19 protein-coding genes are annotated in these 23,150 nt (G+C 68.8%); 10 read left to right on the top strand and 9 right to left on the bottom strand.

All coding sequences use genetic code 11. The features are described 5' to 3' along the window. Nucleotides 1-72 precede the first annotated feature (72 nt). Complete coding sequence (locus ACFIMZ_RS17840; RefSeq protein ID WP_431820669.1) at nt 73-696, top strand: RBBP9/YdeN family alpha/beta hydrolase; 624 nt, start codon at nt 73-75, stop codon at nt 694-696. Nucleotides 697-831: 135 nt separating this feature from the next. Here ACFIMZ_RS17840 and ACFIMZ_RS17835 read toward each other — a convergent pair whose 3' ends face one another. The 3 genes from ACFIMZ_RS17835 to ACFIMZ_RS17825 all read right to left on the bottom strand — a co-directional run bounded on the left by ACFIMZ_RS17835 (nt 832) and on the right by ACFIMZ_RS17825 (nt 4,351). Beyond that, nucleotides 832-2,949: a phosphocholine-specific phospholipase C gene (locus ACFIMZ_RS17835; RefSeq protein ID WP_431820668.1), complete on the bottom strand. Its 2,118-nt coding sequence runs from the start codon at nt 2,947-2,949 to the stop codon at nt 832-834. 42 nt (nt 2,950-2,991) lie between these two features. Continuing rightward, nucleotides 2,992-3,285 carry a hypothetical protein gene (locus tag ACFIMZ_RS17830; protein ID WP_431820667.1) on the bottom strand — a complete coding sequence of 98 codons (294 nt, stop codon included), beginning with the start codon at nt 3,283-3,285 and terminating at the stop codon, nt 2,992-2,994. Between the two features lie 145 nt (nt 3,286-3,430). Further along, nucleotides 3,431-4,351, bottom strand: coding sequence for a LysR substrate-binding domain-containing protein (locus ACFIMZ_RS17825; RefSeq protein ID WP_431820666.1), 921 nt, complete (start codon nt 4,349-4,351; stop codon nt 3,431-3,433). A gap of 115 nt (nt 4,352-4,466) precedes the next feature. On the opposite strand from ACFIMZ_RS17825, the gene ACFIMZ_RS17820 reads away from it, so the two are divergent. Further along, on the top strand, nt 4,467-5,114 hold the full coding sequence (locus tag ACFIMZ_RS17820; RefSeq protein ID WP_431820665.1) for a glutathione S-transferase family protein: 648 nt from the start codon (nt 4,467-4,469) through the stop codon (nt 5,112-5,114). Here the strand turns inward: ACFIMZ_RS17820 and ACFIMZ_RS17815 are convergent. Next, entirely contained in the window at nt 5,106-6,383 is a 1,278-nt protein-coding gene (locus ACFIMZ_RS17815) for an MFS transporter (RefSeq protein WP_431820664.1), read from the bottom strand. The two genes, ACFIMZ_RS17820 and ACFIMZ_RS17815, sit on opposite strands and share 9 nt — an antisense overlap. A gap of 99 nt (nt 6,384-6,482) precedes the next feature. Here ACFIMZ_RS17815 and ACFIMZ_RS17810 point away from each other — a divergent pair, with 99 nt between their 5' ends. The 3 genes from ACFIMZ_RS17810 (at nt 6,483) to ACFIMZ_RS17800 (ending at nt 8,199) form a co-directional block, all read left to right on the top strand. After that, nucleotides 6,483-7,496, top strand: a complete 1,014-nt coding sequence (locus ACFIMZ_RS17810; protein WP_431820663.1) for a LysR substrate-binding domain-containing protein — start codon at nt 6,483-6,485, stop codon at nt 7,494-7,496. A gap of 95 nt (nt 7,497-7,591) precedes the next feature. After that, a complete protein-coding gene (locus tag ACFIMZ_RS17805; RefSeq protein WP_431820662.1) occupies nt 7,592-7,819 on the top strand; it encodes a type II toxin-antitoxin system Phd/YefM family antitoxin in 228 nt (75 codons plus the stop codon). Further along, nucleotides 7,819-8,199, top strand: a complete 381-nt coding sequence (locus tag ACFIMZ_RS17800) for a type II toxin-antitoxin system VapC family toxin (protein ID WP_431820661.1) — start codon at nt 7,819-7,821, stop codon at nt 8,197-8,199. Before ACFIMZ_RS17805 ends, ACFIMZ_RS17800 begins: the two co-directional genes overlap by 1 nt. Before the next feature lie 21 nt (nt 8,200-8,220). On the opposite strand, the gene dapA is transcribed toward ACFIMZ_RS17800, so the two are convergent. Continuing rightward, nucleotides 8,221-9,114, bottom strand: coding sequence for a 4-hydroxy-tetrahydrodipicolinate synthase (gene dapA, locus ACFIMZ_RS17795; protein WP_431820660.1), 894 nt, complete (start codon nt 9,112-9,114; stop codon nt 8,221-8,223). A gap of 446 nt (nt 9,115-9,560) precedes the next feature. Here dapA and ACFIMZ_RS17790 point away from each other — a divergent pair, with 446 nt between their 5' ends. Next, nucleotides 9,561-10,583, top strand: a complete 1,023-nt coding sequence (locus tag ACFIMZ_RS17790; protein ID WP_431820659.1) for a sulfate ABC transporter substrate-binding protein — start codon at nt 9,561-9,563, stop codon at nt 10,581-10,583. A gap of 43 nt (nt 10,584-10,626) precedes the next feature. On the opposite strand, the gene ACFIMZ_RS17785 is transcribed toward ACFIMZ_RS17790, so the two are convergent. After that, the gene (locus tag ACFIMZ_RS17785) at nt 10,627-10,986 is read right to left on the bottom strand and encodes a c-type cytochrome (RefSeq protein WP_431820658.1); all 360 of its coding nucleotides are present in this window, start codon (nt 10,984-10,986) and stop codon (nt 10,627-10,629) included. A 10-nt stretch (nt 10,987-10,996) separates the two neighbouring features. Next, nucleotides 10,997-12,229 (bottom strand): molybdopterin-dependent oxidoreductase, encoded by a 1,233-nt coding sequence (locus ACFIMZ_RS17780; protein ID WP_431820657.1) that lies wholly within the window; start codon nt 12,227-12,229, stop codon nt 10,997-10,999. A gap of 192 nt (nt 12,230-12,421) precedes the next feature. On the opposite strand from ACFIMZ_RS17780, the gene ACFIMZ_RS17775 reads away from it, so the two are divergent. Further along, entirely contained in the window at nt 12,422-13,393 is a 972-nt protein-coding gene (locus ACFIMZ_RS17775; protein WP_431820656.1) for an ion channel, read from the top strand. Nucleotides 13,394-13,405: 12 nt separating this feature from the next. Here ACFIMZ_RS17775 and ACFIMZ_RS17770 read toward each other — a convergent pair whose 3' ends face one another. Next, complete coding sequence (locus ACFIMZ_RS17770; protein WP_431820655.1) at nt 13,406-14,020, bottom strand: glutathione S-transferase family protein; 615 nt, start codon at nt 14,018-14,020, stop codon at nt 13,406-13,408. A gap of 777 nt (nt 14,021-14,797) precedes the next feature. Here ACFIMZ_RS17770 and ACFIMZ_RS17765 point away from each other — a divergent pair. The 3 genes from ACFIMZ_RS17765 (at nt 14,798) to ACFIMZ_RS17755 (ending at nt 21,355) form a co-directional block, all read left to right on the top strand. After that, a complete protein-coding gene (locus tag ACFIMZ_RS17765; RefSeq protein ID WP_431820654.1) occupies nt 14,798-15,286 on the top strand; it encodes a hypothetical protein in 489 nt (162 codons plus the stop codon). 22 nt (nt 15,287-15,308) lie between these two features. Then, nucleotides 15,309-16,445, top strand: a complete 1,137-nt coding sequence (locus ACFIMZ_RS17760; protein WP_431820653.1) for a hypothetical protein — start codon at nt 15,309-15,311, stop codon at nt 16,443-16,445. A 1,337-nt stretch (nt 16,446-17,782) separates the two neighbouring features. After that, complete coding sequence (locus ACFIMZ_RS17755) at nt 17,783-21,355, top strand: indolepyruvate ferredoxin oxidoreductase family protein (RefSeq protein ID WP_431820652.1); 3,573 nt, start codon at nt 17,783-17,785, stop codon at nt 21,353-21,355. A 69-nt stretch (nt 21,356-21,424) separates the two neighbouring features. On the opposite strand, the gene ACFIMZ_RS17750 is transcribed toward ACFIMZ_RS17755, so the two are convergent. Further along, the gene (locus ACFIMZ_RS17750) at nt 21,425-23,092 is read right to left on the bottom strand and encodes a Na+/H+ antiporter (protein ID WP_431820651.1); all 1,668 of its coding nucleotides are present in this window, start codon (nt 23,090-23,092) and stop codon (nt 21,425-21,427) included. Between the last annotated feature and the right edge of the window lie 58 nt (nt 23,093-23,150).

Genomic DNA, 23,150 nt, shown 5'->3' with positions numbered 1-23,150 from the left:
CAAAATATTGGTTCGGCCGCCGCGAACCGCGCGCCACAATCGGACCTCGTCTTCAAGCCAGCGAGGGCAATCATGGGCGCATGCAGCAAATCGGTCTGGCCGCCGCGGCTCGTCACCGTTCCCGGCCTGCACGGCAGCGAAGGCGCTCACTGGCAGACCTGGCTCGAACGGCAGTTCCCGCGTTCGCTGCGCGTCGAGCAGGCGGACTGGGATGCGCCGGATCTCGCGGGCTGGGCGCAGTCCGTGCGCACGCTGCTCGAACGCGAGCGCGGCCCGTTCGTGCTCGCCGCGCACAGCTTCGGCTGCCTCGCGGCCGCGCACGCGCTCGCGCAGTGGCCGCATGCCGGCGAAGTCGCCGGCGTGCTGCTGGTCGCGCCGGCCAGCCCGCGGAAATTCACGTTTGCCGGCGCGTTCGACGCGCGGCGCCTCGCGGTGCCGTCGATCGTGATCGGCAGCGAGACCGATCCGTGGATGTCGCTCGGCGACGCCCGCACCTTCGCGCAGCGGCTCGGCAGCGCGTTCGTCAACCTCGGCGACGCGGGCCACATCAACACCGCGGCCGGCTTCGGGCCGTGGCCGCGCGCAAAGTACTTCGTCGACACGCTCGTGCATTGCGCGGCGCCGCTGCGCTTTCGGGAGGAGACGGGGGAGTTCGATGCCGCCTTCGCCGGCAGGGTGTTCGCGCACGCGGTCTGACGCATTGCGGATCCGCGAATCCGCGATGCCCGCGCGCCACCATGAAAAACGCCCTGCGGTGCGGGCCGGGGCCCGCCCTGCAGGGCGGCGTCGTTCGACGCGCGGCGCGAGCGGCGGCCGGCCGCGCCGCCGCCGTTACGCGGTGACGGGCTTCACCGCCGCCGGATCCGAATAGCTCGGCCGTCCGTTCTCGACGTGGCCTGCGAAGCGGCGCGAGAACGTGCCGTTCGCGCCGTCGCTCACCGTCACGTCGTACCACTGGTGGCTCGACGCGAGCAGCCATTGCTCGACGCGCTCGTCGCCCGCGTGCAGCGTCACCTGCCGCGCCGGCGCGCCGTACGCGTTGTCGGCCAGCGTCAGCGTGACGTGGCCCGTCCCGTGATTGCGCAGCTTCAGGTACAGGTTGCCGTTCGCGACGTCGTAGCCTGCCTTGACCTCCGGCTGCGCGTGGTTGCGGCGATGCGCGGCCGCGGCCGACGCGTTGCCCGAGAAGATCCGCACGAAGCCGTTCGGCCCGTACACCGAGAACGCATACGCCCCGTGCGTCGCCGACAGGTCGAAATCCGCGTGCAGCGTGCGGTGCGCGCCGACCGTGTAGCGCCACGGCCCGTCGGTGCGATGGGTCGCATACACGTTGAAATGCGCGCCCTGCTCGCCGCGGTTCGCGAATTCGATGCGCAGCCGGTTCGCGCCGTCGAGGCGCGCGTTCACATGCAGTTCGTACGGCAGCGCGCGCGCCGGGCGCACGCCCGGTTCCTGCGGATCGATCGGCACCGGTTGCGCGGGCACGGTCGGCGCGGGCTGCGACGTGCACTGCTGGTCGGCGATCGAGCGGTACTGGCTCGTGTCGGGCAGCGGCGGGAACGTCGCGTCCTGCGTGCGGAAATCGAACGCGGCGCTCAGGTCGCCGCACACCGTGCGGCGCCACGGCGTGATGTTCGGCTCGTCGACGCCGAAGCGCTCGCCGATGAAGCGGATCACCGACGTATGGTCGAACACCTGCGAGCACACGTAGCCGCCCTTGGTCCACGGCGACACGACCGTCATCGGCACGCGCGGGCCGAGGCCGTACGGCAGGCCGTCGGCCGTGTAGCTGCCGCCGCGCCCCGGGTTCACGACGGTGTGCAGCTCGCCGTCGGTCGTGACGGTCGACGCGCCCTGCGCGGCCGACGTCGGCGGCTGCGGCGGCACGATGTGGTCGAAGAAGCCGTCGTTCTCGTCGTACATGACGAACAGCACGGTCTTGCTCCACACGTCCGGGTTCGCGGTGAGCGCGTCGAGGATCTGCGACGTGTAGTTCGCGCCGTACGCGGGCGTGTATTTCGGGTGCTCGGAGAACACCGCGGGAGGCAGCAGCCACGACACCTGCGGCAGCCGGTCGTTGATCACGTCCGACTTCAGGTCATCGAGCGTGCGCACCGTCTGCGCGCGCTGGTACAGCGACGAGCCCGGCTGCGCGTGGATGAAGTTCGCGAAGTTCTGCAGGATGTTCGTGCCGTAGTTGCCGTTGTACGGATCGGCCCACGTGAGCCCCTGCTGGTAGACCTGCCACGAGATGCCGCGCGCGTCGAGCCGCTCGGGGAAGGTCTGCCACGTGAGCAACTGGTACGCGGGCGGCAGGTCGCCGTCGACGTAGTCGGCGTTGTCGAGCAGCGGGCCGCCGAACTTGCCGGTCGGGTCGATCGTGCCCGTCATCAGGTACGCGCGGTTCGGGTGCGTCGGGCCGGGCAGCGAGCAGAAGTAGTGATCGCAGACGGTGAACGCATCGGCGAGCGCGTAGTGGAACGGGATGTCCTCGCGCACGTGGTAGCCCATCGTCATGTCGGTCTTGTTCGCGGGCCACTGGTCGTAGCGGCCGCCGTCGATCGCCGCGTGGGTCTTCGCCCACGAGTGGTCGAGCGCGCCGAGGCACTGCGCGCTCGTCGTCTTCGTGTCGAGCCGGAACGGCAGCACGGGCTTCGCCGGGTCCGCCTTCGACGGCTGGTACCACACCGGCTTGCCGTTCGGCAGCGGAATCGGGAACCGGTCGTTGTAGCCGCGCACGCCGCGCAGGTGTCCGAAGTAATGGTCGAACGAGCGGTTCTCCTGCATGAACACGACGATGTGCTCGACATCGCGGATCGTGCCGGTGCCGCGCGCGGCGGGAATCGCGAGCGCGCGGCGGATCGATTCGGGGAACGCGCCGAGCGCGGCGGCGGCGCCCGCGGATTGCGCGACGGTATGCAGGAAACGGCGGCGGCTGGATGACGTCATGTTTTTCACCTCGGTTCTGCGAACGGGGACGGAAACGGCGGATCAGCCTGGCGTCGATGCCGGGGCGGCCGGCGCCACGCCGGTCGCGCTCGCCGCCGGCTTCGCGCCGCCGTCGTCGTCTTCCGGCGGATAGTGGACGACGGGCGGCGCGAGCGGCGCGGCCTCCGACGCGGCGTTGCCGGCAGGCGCGGCGCTGTTGAATGCGCTTGCCGTGCCGGCGGACCCGCCGGCCTGCTGCGCGCCGTCGGCCGGGTGCGCGCCATGCGATGCGTCGTCGCTGCACGCGGCGGCGGACAGTGCGGCACAAAGGGCGAGGGCGGTGGCAAAGCGGCGCATCACATGTCTCCTGCGGGACTGATCTCGGACGTCGTCGAGTATGACGAATCGATGAGGCGTTTCGATGAATCGTTTGCGACCGGCGCGTGATCCCGGAATGCTTTCGGCGCGGTGACGAATGGCTTTCGACGGTGCGGGTCGTGCGTCAGCGGCGCGGCGTGCGGCGGCGCACTTCGCTGCGCAGCCAGTCGAGCCACGTGCGGATCGCCGCTTCCTTCGGATGATCGGGACGCCACACGACATAGTGCGCGTAGACGTCGGTGATGCGCACCGTCGACACGCGCACGAGCGTGCCCGCCGCCAGCTCGGGCCCGATCAGCGAGCGGCGCGCGAGCGCGACGCCGCGCCCCTTCAGCACCGCGTCGATCAGCGCGTTCGCGTCGGTGAACCGCGGCGCGCGTGCGGATTCGGTGAGGTCGAGCCGCGCGGCCTGGAACCACGGCTCCCACGGCTGCGCGGGATGCCGCAGCAGCGTCGCGCGCGCGAGGTCGGCCGGCGCGCGCGGCGCGATGCCGTCGCGGTTGCGGTACGCGGGGCTCGCCACCGGAAACACGGTCTCGTTCATCAGCTTCTCGGCGACGACGCCGGGCCACGTGCCGGGGCCGTAGCGCAGCGCGACGTCGATGCGGTCGCGCTTGCGCAGCGGCGCGAGCGCGGCGTCCGGATGCAGTGCGATGTCGATGTGCGGGTGCGCGGCCGCGAAGCGCGGCAGGCGCGGCGCGAGCCAGCGTTCGGCGACGCTCGGCAGCACGCTGACCTCGAGCGTGACGGCGCGCGTGCGCGGCCGGCCGCGCGTCGCGAGCGCCGGCTCGAACGCGCGCTCGAGCACGCTCAGGCCCTGGCGGACCTGCAGCGCGAGCGCGTGCGCGGCGTGCGTCGGCGTCGCGCCGTTGCGTTCGCGCGTGAAGAGCGGATAGCCGAGCTGCGCCTCGAGCGCGCGAATGTGCTGGCTCACCGCGCCCTGCGTGAGCGCGAGCGCGTCGGCGGCGCGCGTGAAGCTCTGCAGCCGCACGGCGGCCTCGAACGCGCGCAGCGTCTGCAGCGGAGGAAGATGGATCGGTCGCATGGCGGGTATTAGTAGCACTAATGCCCGAGCACGACAATTCATCGTTTGCCGGCGCCGCCGCCGCGTTCCTACACTCGGTGCCTGTCTTCCACCGGGCCCGGCGGGCCACCCCATCATGAACGCCTATCGTCTCTACCTGTCCCCGGGCGCCTGTTCGCTCGCCTCGCACATCGCGCTCGAGGAAACCGGCGCGCCGTTCGACACCGAAGTCGTCTCCGTGCGCGAGCGGGACAACTACAGCGACCGCTATCTCGCGATCAATCCGAAGGCGCGCGTGCCCGCGCTCGCGATTCCGGGCGAGCCGCGCGTGCTCACCGAAACGCCAGCGATCCTCGCGTATCTCGCGCGCCGTCATCCCGACGCGCGCCTGCTGCCGCTCGACGATCCGCTGCGCGAGGCGCGCTGCCACGAATGGCTCGCATGGCTCGTCGGCTGGGTGCACGGGGTCGGCTACGGCGCGCTGTGGCGGCCGGGCCGCTTCGTCGACGATCCGGCGGTGCACGGCGCGATCAGCGCGCACGGGCGCGCCGTGATCGACGCGGCGAGCGCGACGATCGAAGCGAGCCTCGCCGACGGGCGCGAGTGGGCGGAGCCGGGCGGCCATTCGATCGTCGATCCGTTCCTGCTCGTGCTGTATCACTGGGGCGCGGCGATCGGGCTCGACATGACGCGGCACGCGGCGTGGAGCGCCCATGCGGCGCGTGTTGCCGCACGGCCCGCGGCGCAGCGCGCGCTGGCGGCCGAGGGGCTCCGGTCAGCGTGAACCGCCCTGGGCAGCGGGCCGCGGAAACAGCGGCCACGTTGCCAGCGCGCACGCGGCCGTCGCGAGCCAGACGACGCTCCACGACGCGTGCGCGAGCAGCGGCGGGATCGCGAGCGGCGTCGCGAACAGGCCCAGGTACACGCAGGTGTTCGCCATCCCGAGCGCGGTGCCGGCTTGATTCGCGCCGGCGAGCGTCGCGAGCTCGGTATACGCGACGCCGTGCCACGCGGACACGCAGACGCCGGCGAACACCAGCAGCGCGACGATCGCGGCGGGCGGCACGTGCGCGGAAGCGGCGGTCACGGCCGCGAGCAGCGCGAACGACGCCACCGCGACGAGCACCGAGCCGCGCAGGTACGCGCGCCGGTTGCCGCGCCGGTCCGTATGGCGTCCGCTCCAGACGCGCATCGCCATCGCGCCGGCCTGAAGCGTGACCATCGCCGCGCTGATGCCGGCGAGCCCGAGCCGGATGACGTCGTGCAGGAACACGGTCGCGAACGTGACCACCGCGAACTGCGGCGCGCACAGCAGGCCGATGCCGAGCACGATCCGCCACACCGGGCCGCTCGCGAGCGGGCTGGGTGCGCGCGGCGCGGGCTGCCCGCCCGCGTGCGCAACGGCGGTCGTGCCGCGCTCCGGCGGCTCGTGCAGCCAGCGCCAGGCGAGCACGGCCGACACCGCGCACAGCAGCGCGAGCGCGCCGTACACGGCGGCGAAGCCGACACGCGACGCGAGCGACGGCAGCAGCGCCGCGCCGACGCCGCCGCCGAGCGGCACGGCGGTCTGGCGGATGCTCATCGCGAGCCCGCGCTCGCGTTCGCCGAACCAGCGCATCACCGCGCGGCCGCTCGAGCCGTTGACGCTGCCGCCGAGCAGCCCGACGACGAACATCGCGGCGGCGACGCGCATCAGCGGCGGCACCGCCTGCGCGGACGGCGCGATCGCGAACGCCATCAGCGCGAGCATCGCGGCGGTCGCGATCAGCCCGGACAGCAGCATGCGCCGGTCGCCGAAGCGGTCGGCGGCGATGCCCCACGGCAGCTCGGACAGCGCGACGCCGAGGCCGAGCGCGCCGAGCACGACGCCGAGCGCGCCGTTGTCGAGCCGGTAGTCGGCGCGCATCCAGACGGCAGTGGTCGGGATGCCGGTCGCGGCGGCGGAAAAGCTCATGTTCGCGGCGACGCCGGCCGCGAGCACGCGCCAGCGATGGGCCGGGCCGTGCGCGTGACGCGCCGGCGACGAGGAGGCGAGGGTGGCGCAAGTATCCATGACGGGGGACGGGGAGGTGGCTGTTGACGCACACAGTCTCGCGCCGTACATTCATCCTGAAAATCGGAAAGTTTTTGATGAATCGTTCGATAAAACGGGATGATTGACATGTCTGAAAGCGATGCGGCGCGATCTGCCGCGACCCAACCCAACTTCGACATCGCCGCGCTGCGCAGTCTCGTCGCCGGGATGGATCTCGGCAGCTTCGCGAAGGCGGCCGACCGGGTCGCGCGCTCGTCGTCGGCCGTGAGCGCGCAGATCCGCAAGCTCGAGGAGCAGGCGGGCACGCCGCTGTTCGTCAAATCGGGGCGCGGGCTCGCGCTGACCGATGCCGGCGACGCGATGCTGCGCTACGCGCGGCGGATGATCGAGCTGAACGACGAGGCTGCCGCCGCGGTGCGCGGCGTGAGTCTCGACGGCTGGGTGCGGATCGGCCTGCAGGAGGATTTCGGCGAAGCGATCCTGCCCGGCGTGCTGGGCCGTTTCGCGCGCGCGCATCCGAAGGTGCGGATCGAGGCGCGCGTTGCGCATAACGCGGAGTTGCTCGAACGGCTCGAAGCGAACCAGCTCGATCTTGCGCTGGTGTGGGGCGATCCCGCGTCGGCGGCGTTCGTCGCGCGGACGGGGATCGACAGCGAGGAGATCGCGCGCGCGCCGATGCGGTGGATTGGTGCGGCCGGCTCAGGCGCGGCCGGCTCAGGTGCGGCCACGGCGGGAGACGGTGACGCGGGCGAGCCGTCTGTTCGCATGCGGGACGAACCGCTGCCGCTCGTCGTGTTCGACCGGCCGTGCCGTTTTTTCGGCGCGGCGACGGCCGCGCTCGATCGCGCGGGCGTGCCGTGGCGCGTCGCGTTCACGACGCCGAGTCTCGCGGGCCTGTGGGCCGCCGCCGCCGCGGGCCTCGGGCTGACGGTGCGCTCGCATTACGGGCTGCCCGCGTCGGTGCGGCTGCTCGACGCCGCGCCGCTTGGCCTGCCCGAATTGCCGAGCGTGCCGCTGGTGTTGCTGCGGCGCGCGTCGTCGGCGACGCCGACCGTCGATCGGCTCGCGCGGATCATGACGCAGGCGGTGAGCGGGGTGACGGAAACGCCGGTTGCGGCGTTCGTGGCCTGATCCCGATCGTCCAGCATGCCTTCGGTTAGCCGATCGGCCAACTGGAGCGACTTGCCGAATCTCGCGACAATGGTGGTCACTCAATGGAGCCCATCATGCAGAACGCAAACCTCCACGACGCCGCGCTCGATCTGTCGCGGCTCGTCGATGCCGCGATCGCAGGCGAAGACGTCGTGATCTCGCAGGACGGCAAGCCCTCGGTCCGGCTCGTGCCTCTCAAGCCCATCCATCAGTTTGGCCTCCTCAAGGGCCAGATATGGATCGCCGACGACTTCGATGCGCCGCTTCCCGACGACTTGCTGGATGCGTTCGAAGGGAAGTAATGCGGTTGCTGTTCGATACGCACATCTTTCTCTGGATGTTGGCCAATGACCCGAAACTGAGCGTTCGCGCGCGCAGGCTGATCTCCGCCGCCGATGAAGTGTTCATCAGCAGCGCGAGCATCCGGGAAGTAGCAATCAAGGCCGGAAAGGGGAAGTTGGACGTCGATGTGGATCGGCTGGTCGATGCGATCAGGACGAGCAAGTACAACGAACTGCCGGTTCGGGCCGCGCACGGCGCGGCAGTGCGCAATCTGCCCCATTATCATCGCGACCCGTTCGACCGGTTGCTCGTCGCGCAGGCGTGGTGCGAGCCGCTGCTGCTTGTCACCGCCGATGGCGACCTCGCGCAGTACGGCTCGTCCCGAATCCTGACGGTTTGAAACAATCTCGGGAGCGAAATCCTACGCTGCCGCGACAGCCGGCGTGGAGGCTTCCAGCGCCGCACAGAGCTCGACCACCTTCGCCCGCAGCGCGTCGCTCGCCGGCACGAACGGCAGCCGCAGGCCATCCTCGCACCAGCCCTGCGCGGCCAGCAGCGCCTTCACGGGCGCCGGATTCGGCTCAGCGAACAGCGCCGCGACGAGCGGCTGCAGTGCGACCGCCAGGCGCCGCGCGTCGGCGAGCCGTTCGTCGCGCAGCAGCCCGAAGATGCGCACGTGCCACTCGGTCAGCACGTGCGCGCTGCTCGCGATCGTGCCGTGCGCGCCCGCACATAGCGCCGCGAAGTTCTGGTTGTCGTCGCCGGACAGGATCGCGAGCGGCGTCTCGTGCACGAGACGCGTCATCCGCTCGACGCTGCCGCCGCACTCCTTGACGCCCGCGACGCGGGCGTCGCGCGCGAGCGCCTGCAGCGTCTCCAGCTCGACGTTCACGCCGGTGCGGTACGGAATGTTGTAGACGAGCACCGGCCGGTCGGCGGCTTCGACGATCGCCTCGAAGTGCCGCCGGATGCCGTCCTGGGCCGGCCGCACGTAGACGGGCGGCGTCACGAGCAGGCCGTCGGGACCCAGCGCCGCGAGCTCGCGCGCGCGGGCCGCGGCGAACTGCGTCGCGCTCGCGGTCAGCCCGACGACGATCGGCAGGCCCGGCGCGGCGTCGCGCAGCGTCGCGAACACCGCATCCTGCTCGCGCGCGTCGAGTAGCGCGCCTTCTCCCGTCGTCGCGCCCGCGACGAACCCGGCGATGCCGGCGGCCGCGTAGCGGCGCGCGAGGCGCGCGAGCGCCGGGTGGTCGACTTCGCCGTGGTGAAACGGCGTGATGAGCGGCAGCCAGATACCTTCGAAACGTGTGTGCATGCAAAGCCTCATGGTGAAAACGGATGTGGAGGGAACCGTTCCGCCGACAGGGTGCCGGAGCGAGGCTTGCGAGCGAGGAGAAAGAAACGACCTGCGGGCATCCCGTCCGGCATTCGCCTGACGGGACGCGACATCCCCGTCAGTCGAGGAGTCGTTTTTTCAGTTTCAGCCCGGCCGCGCGCGCGCCTGCCGCGACGGCGGCGAGGATCGGATGCGGGCGCAGGGCAGCGGACATGGATGAACCGTGAAAAGGGCTGAACGGTGATCTTAGCATCACATCCGGCGCGTGCGCGAGCGGTCGCCGTCGCTTATCCGAAATCCTGCTTTGCTTTCCACGACTGATTGGAAGGCGCCGCGCGGCCCGCCCGTAGAATGCCCGCTTACGTTTCGATGACGGCGCGTGCGCGCGCCGGCACGCATCAACCACTGGAAGCGGGGCATTCAAGATGGGATACACGAACGGAATCGGCCACCGGCTGCTGAGGAGCGTCGCCGCGGCGGCGCTCGTCGTCTCGACGGCGGCCGCGCATGCGGACACGTCGCTGCTGAACGTGTCGTACGACGTGACGCGTGAACTGTACAAGGACATCAACGCGGGCTTTGCCGCCGCCTACAAGCAGAAGACCGGCGAGACGGTTGCGATCAAGCAGTCGCACGGCGCGTCGAGCGCGCAGGCGCTGTCGGTGCTGCAGGGCCTGCAGGCCGACGTCGTGACGATGAACCAGCCGAACGACATCGACCTGCTCGCCGAGCGCGGCCAGCTGCTGCCGAAGGACTGGCGCGCGCGCTTCCCGGACAGCAGCTCGCCGTACTCGACGACGATGGTGTTCCTCGTGCGCAAGGGCAACCCGAAGGGGATCAAGGACTGGAGCGATCTCGCGAAGCCGGGCGTGCAGGTGGTCATCGCGAATCCGAAGACGTCCGGCAACGGCCGCTATGCGTATCTCGCCGCGTGGGGCTACCAGAAGCAGAAGGGCGCAACCGACCAGCAGGCGCTCGACTTCGAGAAGGCGATCTTCCGCAACGTGCCGGTGCTCGATTCGGGCGGCCGAGGCGCGACGACGACGTTCACGCAGCGCGGCATCGGCGACGTGCTCGTGACGTTCGAGAACGAGGTCGCGCTGATGGACAGCGGCGCGTCGGGCGCGCAGTTCGACGCGGTTTATCCGTCGGCGAGCATCCTCGCGGAGCCGCCGGTCGCGGTCGTCGACAAGGTGGTCGACAAGAAGGGCACGCGCAAGGTCGCGCAGGCGTATCTCGACTACCTGTACACGCCGGACGCGCAGGAGATCATCGCGCAGCACCATCTGCGCCCGCGCGACCCGAACGTGCTGAAGAAGCACGCGGCCGAGTTCAAGCCGCTGAAGACGTTCAGCGTCGAGCAGGTCTTCGGCAGCTGGGCGAACGCGCAGAAGACGCACTTCGCCGACGGCGGCACGTTCGACCGGGTGATCGTCGACCGGAAATGACGGTGGCCAGACGCGGCGCGGCGCGCCACGCGAGCGCGCCGCATCACGGCTTGCCGTTGATCGTGGTCAGGTAGCGGGTGAGGTCGTCGATCGCATCGGGCGGCAGCGGCGCGCCATACACCGCGCGCATCTTGACGACTTCCGCCTTCCACTCGTCGAACGACAGCGGCGGCTGGCGCGTCACCATGCCGACCGAATGGCAGGTGAGGCAGTGCAGGTTCGCGAGATCGGCGCCCGGGCCGGGCGGAAACTTCTGCGTATCGCCGGGCAGCGCGACCTCGACCGTGCGAGCCTCGATGTTCCGGGCTGCCGCGGCGCGCGCCGGCCCGGTCGCTTCCGCCATCGCGACGCTTGCCGTGCACGTCGCGGCGGCGAGCAGGAGCGTGGCACAAGTCTTCGTCATGATCGGCTCCTCACGCGATGACCACGTTCGTCGTTTCGACCACGTTGCGCATGTAGCCGGCCGGGTTCCAGTTCGGCGCGTCGGGCTGCTCGACGCCGTCGGCGTTGACCGCCTTGACCTGCAGCACCGCCTGTCCGGCGCGCTGCGGCGTGAACTGCGCCTCCCAGCGGCGGAAGCTGTATTTGCCGTAGTCCTTTCCGAGCCGCGCCGCCGTCCAGGACGCGCCGCCGTCGGGCGAGAACAGCACCTTGCGCACGCCCGTGTCGCCGCCGAACGCGATGCCCCGGACCGTCTGCACGCGATCCAGCGCGATCACGCTGCCGTCGGCGAGGTTGGTGATGAACGAGCGCGGCACCATCCGGCCGATCGGCACGGTCGCAACGCCGGCCTGCCCGGGCTGGATGCTCGCGTGCGGGGTGTCGGGGATCCGGTAGGCCTTCGCCATCCAGAAGTTGTCGTCGCGGCGGTCGATGACCTCGATGTCGTGCAGCATCTTCACCCAGTACGTCGAATACCAGCCGGGCACGACGAGACGCACCGGGAACCCGTTGAGCAGCGGCAGCGGCTGCCCGTTCATCGCGAACGCGACGATCACTTCGCCGTCGCGCGCGCGATCGACGTCGAGCGCCTTCACGTAGGCCGGCGTGGCGGGCAGCACGCCCGTGTCGAGGCCGTTGAAGCGGACCTGGACCGCGCCCGCCTTCACGCCCGCCCGGTCGAGGATGTCCTTCAGCCGCACGCCGGTCCAGCGTGCGTTGCCCATCGCGCCGTTGCCCCATTCGCCGCCGGCCACGCGCGGCTTGAAGAAGCCGCGCGAATTGCCGGCGCACTGGTTGACGGCGGCGACCTCGACGTGCGGAAAGTCCCGCGCGAGCTCGCGCAGGCCCAGCTCCAGCGGACGCTCGACGAGCCCGTGCACGGCGAGCCGGAACGCACCGGCGTCGATCCGCGTCGGGATGCCGGCCAGGTGCCAGCGCACGAAGAACCGGTCGTTCGGCGTGAACACGCCGTCGTCGAACACGGAGAACGGCGTCTCCAGCAGCGGCGGGCGGGTGCGCACGAGCAGCATCTCGCCCTTTTGCGGAAAGGCGCGCGTCAGCTCGCGCAGCCCGTTCTCGAACGGCAGCGAGACCGCGTCGGCGGCGTGTGCGCGGCGAAGCCAGCCGCTGCCGACGGCCAGCAGGCCGCCCGCGGCGGCGGCCTGGATCAGGTGGCGGCGTTGTGGATCGAGTGGGGCGGCCATGTCGACTCCCGGGTTAGCCGATCTGTCTGTGGATAGCGCAACCGTTCACCCGGCCGGGGGGACGCATGCGCGCCGGGGCTGCATTCATATTAGGCGCTATCCGGCGCCCTATCCGGTCGGGCTGCACCATGCATTTCCGCTTCCGCGACCCGCGTGCTACGCTCGTCGCCTCCCCGTCTGCGGCGCCGCGCGATGAACCTCGATCCTTCCGCTTCTCCCCCTCGCGGCCGCGGCCGCAAGATCTGGTCGGGCACTCGCCACGTGATCGCGTACGGGATGCCGCCGCTTGGCTGGCGCGACCTGTACCACCGCGCGCTGACGGTGAGCTGGCCCGTGTTCTTCCTGTCGCTCGCGATGCTGTTCCTGCTGATCAACGGCGGCTTCGCGACGCTGTACATGCTCGGCAACACGCCGATCGCCAACCAGTCGCCGGCCGGCTTCGGCGGCGCGTTCTTCTTCAGCGTCGAGACGCTCGCGACCGTCGGCTACGGCGACATGCATCCGCAGACTGTCTACGCGCACGTCGTCGCGACGCTCGAGATCTTCGTCGGGATGTCGGGGATCGCGCTGGCCACCGGGCTCGTGTTCGCCCGTTTCTCGCGGCCGCGCGCGAAGATCCTGTTCGCGCGCTACGCGATCGTGCGGCCGCTGAACGGCCGGCTGACGGTGATGGTGCGGGTCGCGAACGCACGCCAGAACGTGATCGCCGAGGCGCGCGCGAAGCTGCGGCTGATGCGCGTCGAAGGCACGCACGAGGGCTATACGCTGCGCAAGATCCACGACCTGCCGCTCGTGCGCAGCGAGCACCCGATCTTCCTGCTCGGCTGGAACCTGATGCACGTGATCGACGAGTCGAGCCCGCTGTTCGGCGAGTCGGCCGAGTCGCTCGCGGCGCGCGACGCGTCGCTGCTGATCACGATCGAGGGCTCGGACGAGACGACCTCGCAGGTGATGCTGGCGCGCCACTCATGGGAGCATGGCGAGATCCGCTGGTTTCATCGCTACGTCGACCTGATGCACGACGAGGGCGGCATCACGCACATCGACTACACGCACTTCCACGAGGTCGTGCCGGTCGACGCCGACACGGACGGCGGCATGCCCGGCGCGACCGCCGTGTCCCGCGAAGATCGCGCGCCCGGCCCGGCCGCGTCGTCGACGTAGCGCCCGTTCGCGTCAGGGATGCAGCAGCCGCGCCGCTTCGCGTTGTTCGATCGCGACCGCGCGGCGGAAGCCGTCGCGGTCTTCCGCGCGCGCGACGTAATCGCCGAGCACGCCATCGTGCGGCAGCAGGTGCGCGTCGAACGCGATCTTCAGCGTGCTCGCGAGCAGCAGGTCGGCCGCGGTGAAGTGCGCGCCGACGAGCCACGGGCTTTGCGCCAGCGTCTGCGCGAGCGCGCGTTGCACGCGCGCGATGTTGCCCCAGCCGAACGCGACCGGGTTGCCCGACGCGCCGGTGAATTTTTCCGCCATCGCCGGTTCGAGGCAGGTCGGTGTGAAGAACAGCCATTGCAGGAACCGGCCTCGCAGCGGATCGTCGGGCGCGATGCCGAGCTGCGCGTCGGGAAAGCGGTCCGCGAGATAGAGCAGCACCGCGCCGGATTCGGCGAACGGCACGCTGCCGTCGTCGAGCGCGGGCAGCTTCGCCATCGGATTGACCTGCACGAACGCGTCGCTGCCCTGCTCGTGCGAGCGCAGGTCGATCGGCGCCAGCTCGTACGGCACGCCGATCTCCTCCAGCATCCACAGCGCCCGGAACGCCCGGGTCTTCGGCCAGTAGTAGAGCTTCATCGTGTCTCCGCGTGTCGGTGTCGGTTGACGGTCAGCGTACCCGAGCCGGGGAGGTTCGGACAGGGGCGCCCGGCCAGGGGCGCCCGGCCAGGGGCGCCCGGCCAGGGGCGCCCGGCCGGGGGCGGGCGATCAAACGGGCGTGATCAGGATGAGTGAGGCTATAACTAGTTTTTTAATAACTAGTCAGCGCCTGACCGCACTTTCCGGACTCCGGTACGGATCTGCGCCAGCGCGTTGTCCGCACTGCCATCAAGACGCGCTTCAATGGCGCCCACGACGGTCGCCATTGATCTGACCAAGCTCATCGCGAGGCGCTTGGCCGCTGCGCAACTTTCCCACTGGGCCGCGCCATCAATGTGACGCTGGTGATACGGCGGGCACGCCTGCATGGGGTGATGTCCGCAATTCATGCCGTCGAGCGCGTTGTGGATATCGCGCCCCGGAACGACTCGAAGCCCTGTGCATTTCACAGGTGAGGATGACCGGAGGCGTCGTTCCGGTTGTGGACAACCGGCCCCCGGTGCGACTCGAAACGCTGTGCATTCCAATGGTGAGCGCGAGACGAGCGGCGCTTGCGGATACGACGCTCCCGCTTTCATCCTTCCCGTCTCCCGGCTTCGTTGTCATAGGCCTTCCGTTCCGCCCTTTGCATGACGTGTGCCACATTGTTCGCGCGTTGCGTGCAACGCAAAGTGGACGCACCGGACGGCACAACGGAGCGCACGCCTGCCGGTCTCCCCGGCGGGGTACGCCGGTCTCATGCAAAGGACGTTTGCCATGCCGCTGTCCAACCCGATTCCGCAAGATTACAAGACCAGCCTGGTCATCGACAACGCCACGCCCCATGACATATCGCTGAGCGCGACCTACGCCAATGCGTCGGATTGGGGGAGCGCCAACAAGCCAGCCTTCCAGAACATCGCGCTGCCCTCGCGCCAATCCGTTTCACAGGAACTGATCGTTGCGGGAAGCGCCAAGTCGGCCGTCGTTGTCGTGACCTTCACCGTGTCGCTCGATCAGCAGAAGTCGGCGAGCATCGTTGCGAAGATCAATCAATGCGACGCGAAATCGCCTCCCGCGGCCTTGTCCGATCCGGACAGCAAGAGCGCAAAGGACTTTCTGCAGATCGCGGAGGACTGCTATCTGTCAGATGTGGTCCTCTACGCGGATGTGCAATGCACGCCGCCGAACACGTTCAAGCTCCTGCAATTCGTTTCAAGCAAGGATGCGGCGTACCTGAATGGTTTCACCATCGTGAAAAACTGAAAGAGAGGGTATCGACATGTGGATGACCCAGCTATTCGCGAACTACTTGCAGAATCGGTCCCTGAGCGCGATCACGCTCCCCGGTACGCACGACAGCGGCTGCTATATGGAATCCATGCCGCTCTTGGGGCGTATGGCGCGCACGCAAACCGCGGACATGGCGGCGCAACTCGCCGGCGGCATACGCTATTTCGATCTGCGCCCGGCGATTGCGGGCAACGGCACCTATTGGACCTATCATGGTCCTGGTCCTTTGTACTGGGGCGACTCGTTCGACAATATCCTGCGTGCGATCATCAACTACTTCACGACCATTCGAGCGGCGGATTGCGAACTCGTCATTCTGAACATCTCGCATTTCGCCGGCGTGTGGAACGATGCGATGCACGTGCGCTTCATCGAGTACCTGCGCAATACCCTCGGCGATCGACTGGTCCAGTACACCCAGAACAGCGCGACGGCCGCCAGCAACATCAATCTGTTCAACGCCAATTACGGACAACTCCTCGTCAACCCCGACGACAATTCCGTGAAATCCAGAGTGGCCATTCTGTACGATGGCGCCATGGATCAGGCCAGGGCCCCGTATCTTTCCAATAATCGGGCGTTGACCTTGCCGAGAGGGTTCTTCCTCATCAACAAATATGAAATCAACCAGACGGCGAACAGCTTGACCTTGTTCGATCAGTATTCGTTCGAGAGCGGCTTGGACGAAATGATGACCACGCAGTACAGGAAGCTGACGCAGCGCGCCAATCGTACGATTGCGCCCGCGCAGTTCGACATCAACTATCCCCCGAATCCGGTGGGCGGCGCGCCGAGCACGCTGCATCTGTTCTCGTGGACCTGCACGTATTGGGGACGATCGTTGATCAGCAGCATCGTCGACCGTGCAGCGAACGACATTAATCCTCATCTGAAGCGATTCTTCGTTCGCGATCCGCTCAACCGGGTTCCAAGCTGGTCGTATCATCCGGAGCGCGACCCGAAGATCAACATCATTTATACCGACCATTTTGCGTCGGCGATGTCGAACACCTTCGCCGCCGGACATCCGGACCAGTGTTTGGGCCAGATGGCCATGCCGGTCGCGCTGGCCGCCAAGCTGAACAAGTACGGCGCCGGCGCACAGGCGTGGAGCGGATGGGAAGGGTGGTGATGCGAAGCCGCCTGTCGAGCCCGGCGTTCAATCGAGCGTCGAGCCGAGACAGGCGGCGCGTCAATCGATGATCCGCAAAGCGATCGCCTTGAAGAACCCGGGCATCTCGTCGACCAGCACCGCTTATCCGCCCCCGAAACGACGCGAAACGCCGTGAATTTCAACGGTGAGCGTGCGCGGCCGATCGAACGTGCCGCCGATTCCGATGTGGATATCCGGCCTCGGAAGCAACTCGGAACGCTGTGAAATTCAAGGGTGAGTGTGGGCACCGGGGCGAACGTGCCGCCGATTCCGATGTGGATATCCGGCCTCGAAAGCGACTCGAAAGCGACTCGGAACGCTGTGAAATTCAAGGGTGAGTGTGGGCACCGGGACGAACGTGCGGCCGATTCCGATGTGGATATCCGGTCTCGGAAGCAACTCGGAACGCTGTGAATTTCAAGGGTGAGTGTGGACACCGGGACGAACGTGCTGCCGATTCCGATGTGGATATCCGGCCTCGGAAGCAACTCGGAACGCTGTGAAATTCAAGGGTGAGTGTGGGCACCGGGGCGAACGTGCTGCCGATTCCGATGTGGATATCCGGCCTCGAAATCGACTCGGAACGCTGTGAAATTCAAGGGTGAGTGTGGACACCGGGACGAACGTGCTGCCGATTCCGATGTGGATATCCGGCCTCGAAAGCGACTCGGAATGCTGTGAAATTCAAGGGTGAGTGTGGACACCGGGACGAACGTGTTGCCGATTCCGATGTGGATATCCGATATCCGGGGCAACTCGAAAGGCTGTGAATTCTACAGGTGAGTGTGCGAACCTGCTCGACGATGGCTCCGACTCCGACGTGGAAACCCAATCCCCGAAGCGACTCAAAACGCTGTGCCCCTCAACGGTGAGCGTGAGCGCCTGATCGACCGCGTCGAGTCAACGCTTGCGTTGTGGATATTCGCTTCCTCGAGCCACTCGAATCGCTGTGCATTCCAACGGTGAGGAGGCACGCCTCCGGCCGGCCGGACCCGCGTCGCACGGAGCGCGGGCGGCGGCCGCCTGTCCGCGAACGACCCGCCCGGCAACATCCCGCTGCTTCAGCAAACCGCAAGCCCGCCACGAACCCCGGCCAATCCGCCATCCATCCGCCATACGCAAGAACTCTCTCAAATCTCGCGCAAAGGCTGCGTAGTTTTTCCCGCCAACGGACCATCCGCGCAAGATGAGAAAAAACATTCTTCTTTCCGCGCGAAAAAATAGAGCCATTCCGCTGCCGCCGGCACTGCGTCGCCCGACGCGCCGCCGCGGCAGCCAAGAACAGCAGAAATCCGCACAAATCAGGAGACAGCCCCATGACCGCCCGCTTGCCCATCGACGGCACGCCCGTCCTATCCGACTACCGTCTGACCGACAACCTGACCGCGACGCGCGGCCGGATCTTCCTGACCGGCACGCAGGCGCTGGTGCGCCTGCTGCTGATGCAGCGCGCGGCCGACGCCGCGCAGGGCCTGAACACGGCCGGCTTCGTCAGCGGCTACCGCGGCTCGCCGCTCGGCATGGTCGACCAGCAGCTATGGAAGGCGAAGAAACTGCTCGACGGCGGCGGCGTGCGCTTCCTGCCCGCGATCAACGAGGAACTCGGCGGCACCGCGGTGCTCGGCACGCAGCGCGTCGAGGCCGATCCGGAGCGCACCGTCGATGGCGTCTATGCGATGTGGTACGGCAAGGGCCCGGGCGTCGACCGCGCGGGAGACGCGCTGAAGCACGGCAACGCGTATGGCTCGTCGCCGCACGGCGGCGTGCTGGTCGTCGCGGGCGACGATCATGGCTGCGTGTCGTCGTCGATGCCGCACCAGAGCGACTTCGCGATGATCGCGTGGCACATGCCGGTCGTGAATCCGTCGAACATCGCCGACATGCTCGAATTCGGGCTGTACGGCTGGGCGCTGTCGCGCTACTCCGGCGCGTGGGTCGGCTTCAAGGCGATCTCGGAAACGGTCGAATCGGGCTCGACCGTCGACCTCGACGCACTGCAGACGCACTGGCCCGCGCCGCAAGGCTTCACGCCGCCGTCGGGCGGCCTGCACAACCGCTGGCCCGACCTGCCGAGCCTGACGATCGAGGCGCGCCTCGCCGCGAAGCTCGACGCGGTGCGCCATTTCGCGCGCACGAACAGCATCGACAAGTCGATCGCGCCGAGCACGCACGCGAACGTCGGCATCGTCACCTGCGGCAAGGCGCACCTCGACCTGATGGAAGCGCTGCGCCGCCTCGACCTGACCGTCGCCGATCTCGACGCGGCCGGCGTGCGCATCTACAAGGTCGGCCTGTCGTACCCGCTCGAGATGACGCGCATCGAGACCTTCATCGACGGCCTCGCCGAAGTGCTCGTCATCGAAGAAAAGGGCCCGGTGATCGAGCAGCAGATCAAGGACTACCTGTACAACCGCACGGACGGCGCGCGCCCGCGCGTGCTCGGCAAGCATGACGCGCAAGGCGCGTGCCTGCTGTCCGAGCTCGGCGAGCTGCGCCCGTCGCGGATCCTGCCGGTGTTCGCCACCTGGCTCGCGCGCCACAAGCCGGCGCTCGACCGCCGCGAGCGCGTCGTCGATCTGGTCGCGCCGCAGATCCTGTCGAACGAGGCGGACGCGGTGAAGCGCACGCCGTACTTCTGCTCGGGCTGCCCGCACAACACGTCGACGAAGGTGCCGGAAGGCTCGATCGCGCAGGCCGGCATCGGCTGCCACTTCATGGCGTCGTGGATGGACCGCGACACGACCGGGCTGATCCAGATGGGCGGCGAGGGCGTCGACTGGGCCGCGCACGCGATGTTCACGAACACGCGCCACGTGTTCCAGAACCTCGGCGACGGCACCTACTTCCATTCGGGAATCCTCGCGATCCGCCAGGCGGTCGCCGCGAAGGCGAACATCACGTACAAGATCCTCTACAACGACGCGGTCGCGATGACGGGCGGCCAGCCGGTCGACGGCAGCATCTCGGTGCCGCAGATCGCGCGGCAGGTCGAGGCGGAAGGCGTGTCGCGCTTCGTCGTCGTGTCCGACGAACCGGAGAAGTACGACGGCCATCACGGGCTGTTCCCGAAGGGCACGACGTTCCATCACCGCAGCGAGCTCGACGCGGTGCAGCGCGAGCTGCGCGAGACGCCGGGCGTCACCGTGCTGATCTACGACCAGACCTGCGCGGCCGAGAAGCGCCGCCGCCGCAAGAAGGGCGAGTTCCCCGACCCGGACAAGCGCCTGTTCATCAACGACGCGGTGTGCGAAGGCTGCGGCGACTGCGGCGTGCAGTCGAACTGCCTGTCGGTCGAGCCGCTCGAGACGCCGCTCGGCCGCAAGCGCCGCATCGACCAGTCGTCGTGCAACAAGGATTTCTCGTGCGTGAACGGCTTCTGCCCGAGCTTCGTGACGGTCGAAGGCGCGGCGCTGAAGAAGGCCGCGGGCGCGGCGTTCGACGAGGCGGCGCTCGCCGCGCGCGTCGACGCGCTGCCGGTGCCGGCGACGCACCTCGACGCGGCGCCGTACGACATGCTCGTGACGGGCGTCGGCGGCACGGGCGTCGTGACGGTCGGCGCGCTGGTCAGCATGGCCGCGCACCTCGAAGGCAAGAGCGCGTCGGTGCTCGACTTCATGGGCTTCGCGCAGAAGGGCGGCTCGGTGCTGTCGTTCGTGCGGATCGCCGCGCGCGATGAATGGCTGAACCAGGTGCGCATCGACACGCAGCAGGCCGACGTGCTGCTCGCGTGCGACATGGTCGTCGGCGCGAGCGCGGATGCGCTGCAGACGGTGCGTCACGGGCGTTCGCGGATCGTCGTCAACACGCACCGGATCCCGAACGCGTCGTTCGTGCAGAACCCCGACGCGAACCTGCACGCGGACGCGCTGCTCGAGAAGATGCGCCACGCGGCCGGCGACGGCTTCCTGTCGAGCTGCGACGCGCAGGCGCTCGCCGCGAAATTCCTCGGCGACTCGATCGGCGCGAACATCCTGATGCTCGGCTATGCGTGGCAGCTCGGCCTGGTGCCGGTGTCGCACGCGGCGCTGATGCGCGCGATCGAGCTGAACAACGTCGCGGTGCCGATGAACAAGCTCGCGTTCGCGGTCGGCCGGATGGCGGCGGGGGACCCGGCCGGGCTCGACGCGCTGTGGAACGCGCGGCATGCGGTGGCGGCGCACGTCGCGCCCGAGACGCTCGCCGAGCTGATCGCGGATCGCGAGGCGCGTCTCGACCAGTACGGCGGCGCGCGCTATGTCGAGCGCTACCGCGCGCTCGTGAACGCGGCCCGCGTGCTGGGCGACGATGTGCTGACGCGCGCGGTCGCGACGACGTTCTACCGCCTGCTCGCCGTGAAGGACGAATACGAGGTCGCGCGCCTCTATGCGGACGGCGCGTTCCGCACGGCGCTCGAAGCGCAGTTCGAAGGCGTGCCGGGGCAGGACTATCGCGTGAAGTTCAACCTCGCGCCGCCGACGGTCGCGAAGGCGGGCAGCGACGGCGGCGTGCCGAACAAGCGCGTGTTCGGCCAGTGGATGTGGCCGGTGCTCGGCGTGCTGGCGCGCGTGCGCAGCCTGCGCGGCACGTGGCTCGACCCGTTCGGCCGCACCGTCGAGCGCAGGATGGAGCGCGCGCTCGCCGACGACTACGAGACGACGCTGTCGCGCGCGCTCGCGGCAATGACCGCGGACAACACGGCGCGCGTCGCGCAGCTCGCCGACCTGCACGCGCGCGTGCGCGGTTTCGGGCACGTGAAGCTGCGCAACCTGGCCGGCGTGAAGCGCGCGGAGCGCGAGCTCGCGCTGCAACTCGGCATCGACGCGGCGACGAGTGCGCACGTGCAGCTTGCGCTCGACGAAGTGAAGGGCGCGGGGACGCTGAAGGGGATTCCGGTCGTCGTCGCGAAGTAACGCGGCGTTCGGTACGGCAGACGGCAAAACGGCGACGCTGCGGCGTCGCCGTTTTGCTTGGGCGTGCAATCAGACCAGCCCTTTCTTCCGCGTCGACAGCGCCGTTTCCGACAGGTCGATTTCGCGGATCAGTTTCGCGAGCGTTTCGTCCGAAATCCTGCGCTCGCCGCGCAGCCGGTACAGCACGGAGCGTTCCGCGCGCACGGCCGCGATCCGCATCTGCAGCTCCATCGTCTCGGACTGCTTCGCTTCCGCGCGCGGCGTGGGGCCGTCCTCGGCGAGCGCGGCGAGCCGGCGGCGGTACTGGTCCATCACGCGCGCGGAGATGTCCGCGCAGCGCGCCGCGCCCGATTCGTCGAGATCGGTCGAGATCGCGTCGTGCGACGAATCGATCGCGCGGATCGCGGCCTGCGCGGCAGCGGCGCGCGCGTGGCGTTCCTCCTCGGCGAGCGGGTTGCGGGTCGAGCGCACGCCGCGCAGCAAGAGCGGCAACCCGATCACGGCAAAAACCAGCGAACCGAGGATCACGGCCGACGCGACGAAGATCGCGGTGTCGCGGCCGGGCAGCGGCGTGCCGTCGGCGAGCGCGACCGGAATCGACAGCACGCCGGCGAGCGTCACCGCGCCGCGCACGCCGCCGACCGTCATCACCGCGATCGTGCGCAGCCCGGCCATCGTGCCGGCGAGGCCCTGGCGCGCCGCGCGGCGGCTCGCGATCCAGCGCAGCAGCCAGACCCACATGAAGCGGATCGCGTAGAGCGCGAGCATCATCGCGAGCACGTTGACGATCATCCGGCCGACGAGCGCGTCGCTCGTGTGATGCGCGTCCACGAGCGCGCGGCCGATGATGTGCGGCAGCTGCAGGCCGAGCATGATGAACACCATGCCGTTGAACACGAACTCGATCATCGCCCACGTGCTTTCCGCGCGCACGCGCGACGCGACGGTGCTTTTGCGGGAGAAGCTCGTGTAGTTCATCATCATCCCGGCCGAGACGGCCGCCAGCACGCCCGACAGGTCGAGATGCTCGGCGATCAGGTACGCGGCGAACGGCACGAGCAGCGTCATCACGATCCCGGGCGCCGGGTCGCCTTCCTGCTCGGCGTTCAGGAAGCGCGTCGACAGCGCGCCGAAGATCCACGACACGGCCGCGCCCGTCGCGAGCCCGCCGGCCGCGACGATCACGAACGTGATCGACGCGTCGCGCAGCGAGAACATGCCGGTCAGCGCGGCGGCGACCGCGAATTTCAGCGCGACGAGGCCGGACGCGTCGTTCATCAGCGCCTCGCCCTCGAGGATGTGCATCAGCTGCGGCGGGATCCGGCCCTTGCCCGCGATGCCCGACAGCGCGACCGCGTCGGTCGGCGACAGCACCGCGGCGAGCGCGAACGCGATCGGCAGCGGCAACTCGGGAATCAGCCAATGCGCGAAGTAGCCGACTGCGAGTACCGTCATGAAGACGAGCCCGAACGCGAGCATCAGGATCGCGCGGCGCTGCAGGTACAGCTCGCGCTTCGGAATCCGCCAGCCGTCCGCGAACAGCAGCGGCGGAATGAACAGCAGCATGAAGATTTCGGGGTCGAACGTGACGTGCAGGTTGAATTTCGGCCACGCGAGGATCGCGCCGAACGCGATCTGCATCAGCGGCAACGGCAGCCGCAACGGCAGCACGCGCGTGAGCGCGCCGGACAGCGCGACGGTGAGCAGCAGGACCAGGACGGTGAAGACAATTTCCATCGATACGTCGAAAGCGGGGCATGAAACGGTCGTACGGAGTGTAGCGTGCCGCTCGGAC

Source organism: Burkholderia sp. F1 (genome assembly GCF_050813845.1).
Taxonomy (GTDB): Bacteria; Pseudomonadota; Gammaproteobacteria; order Burkholderiales; family Burkholderiaceae; genus Burkholderia; species Burkholderia ubonensis.
Note: the sequence above shows the minus strand (reverse complement) of the source record. Positions and strands in the feature narration are given on the sequence as shown.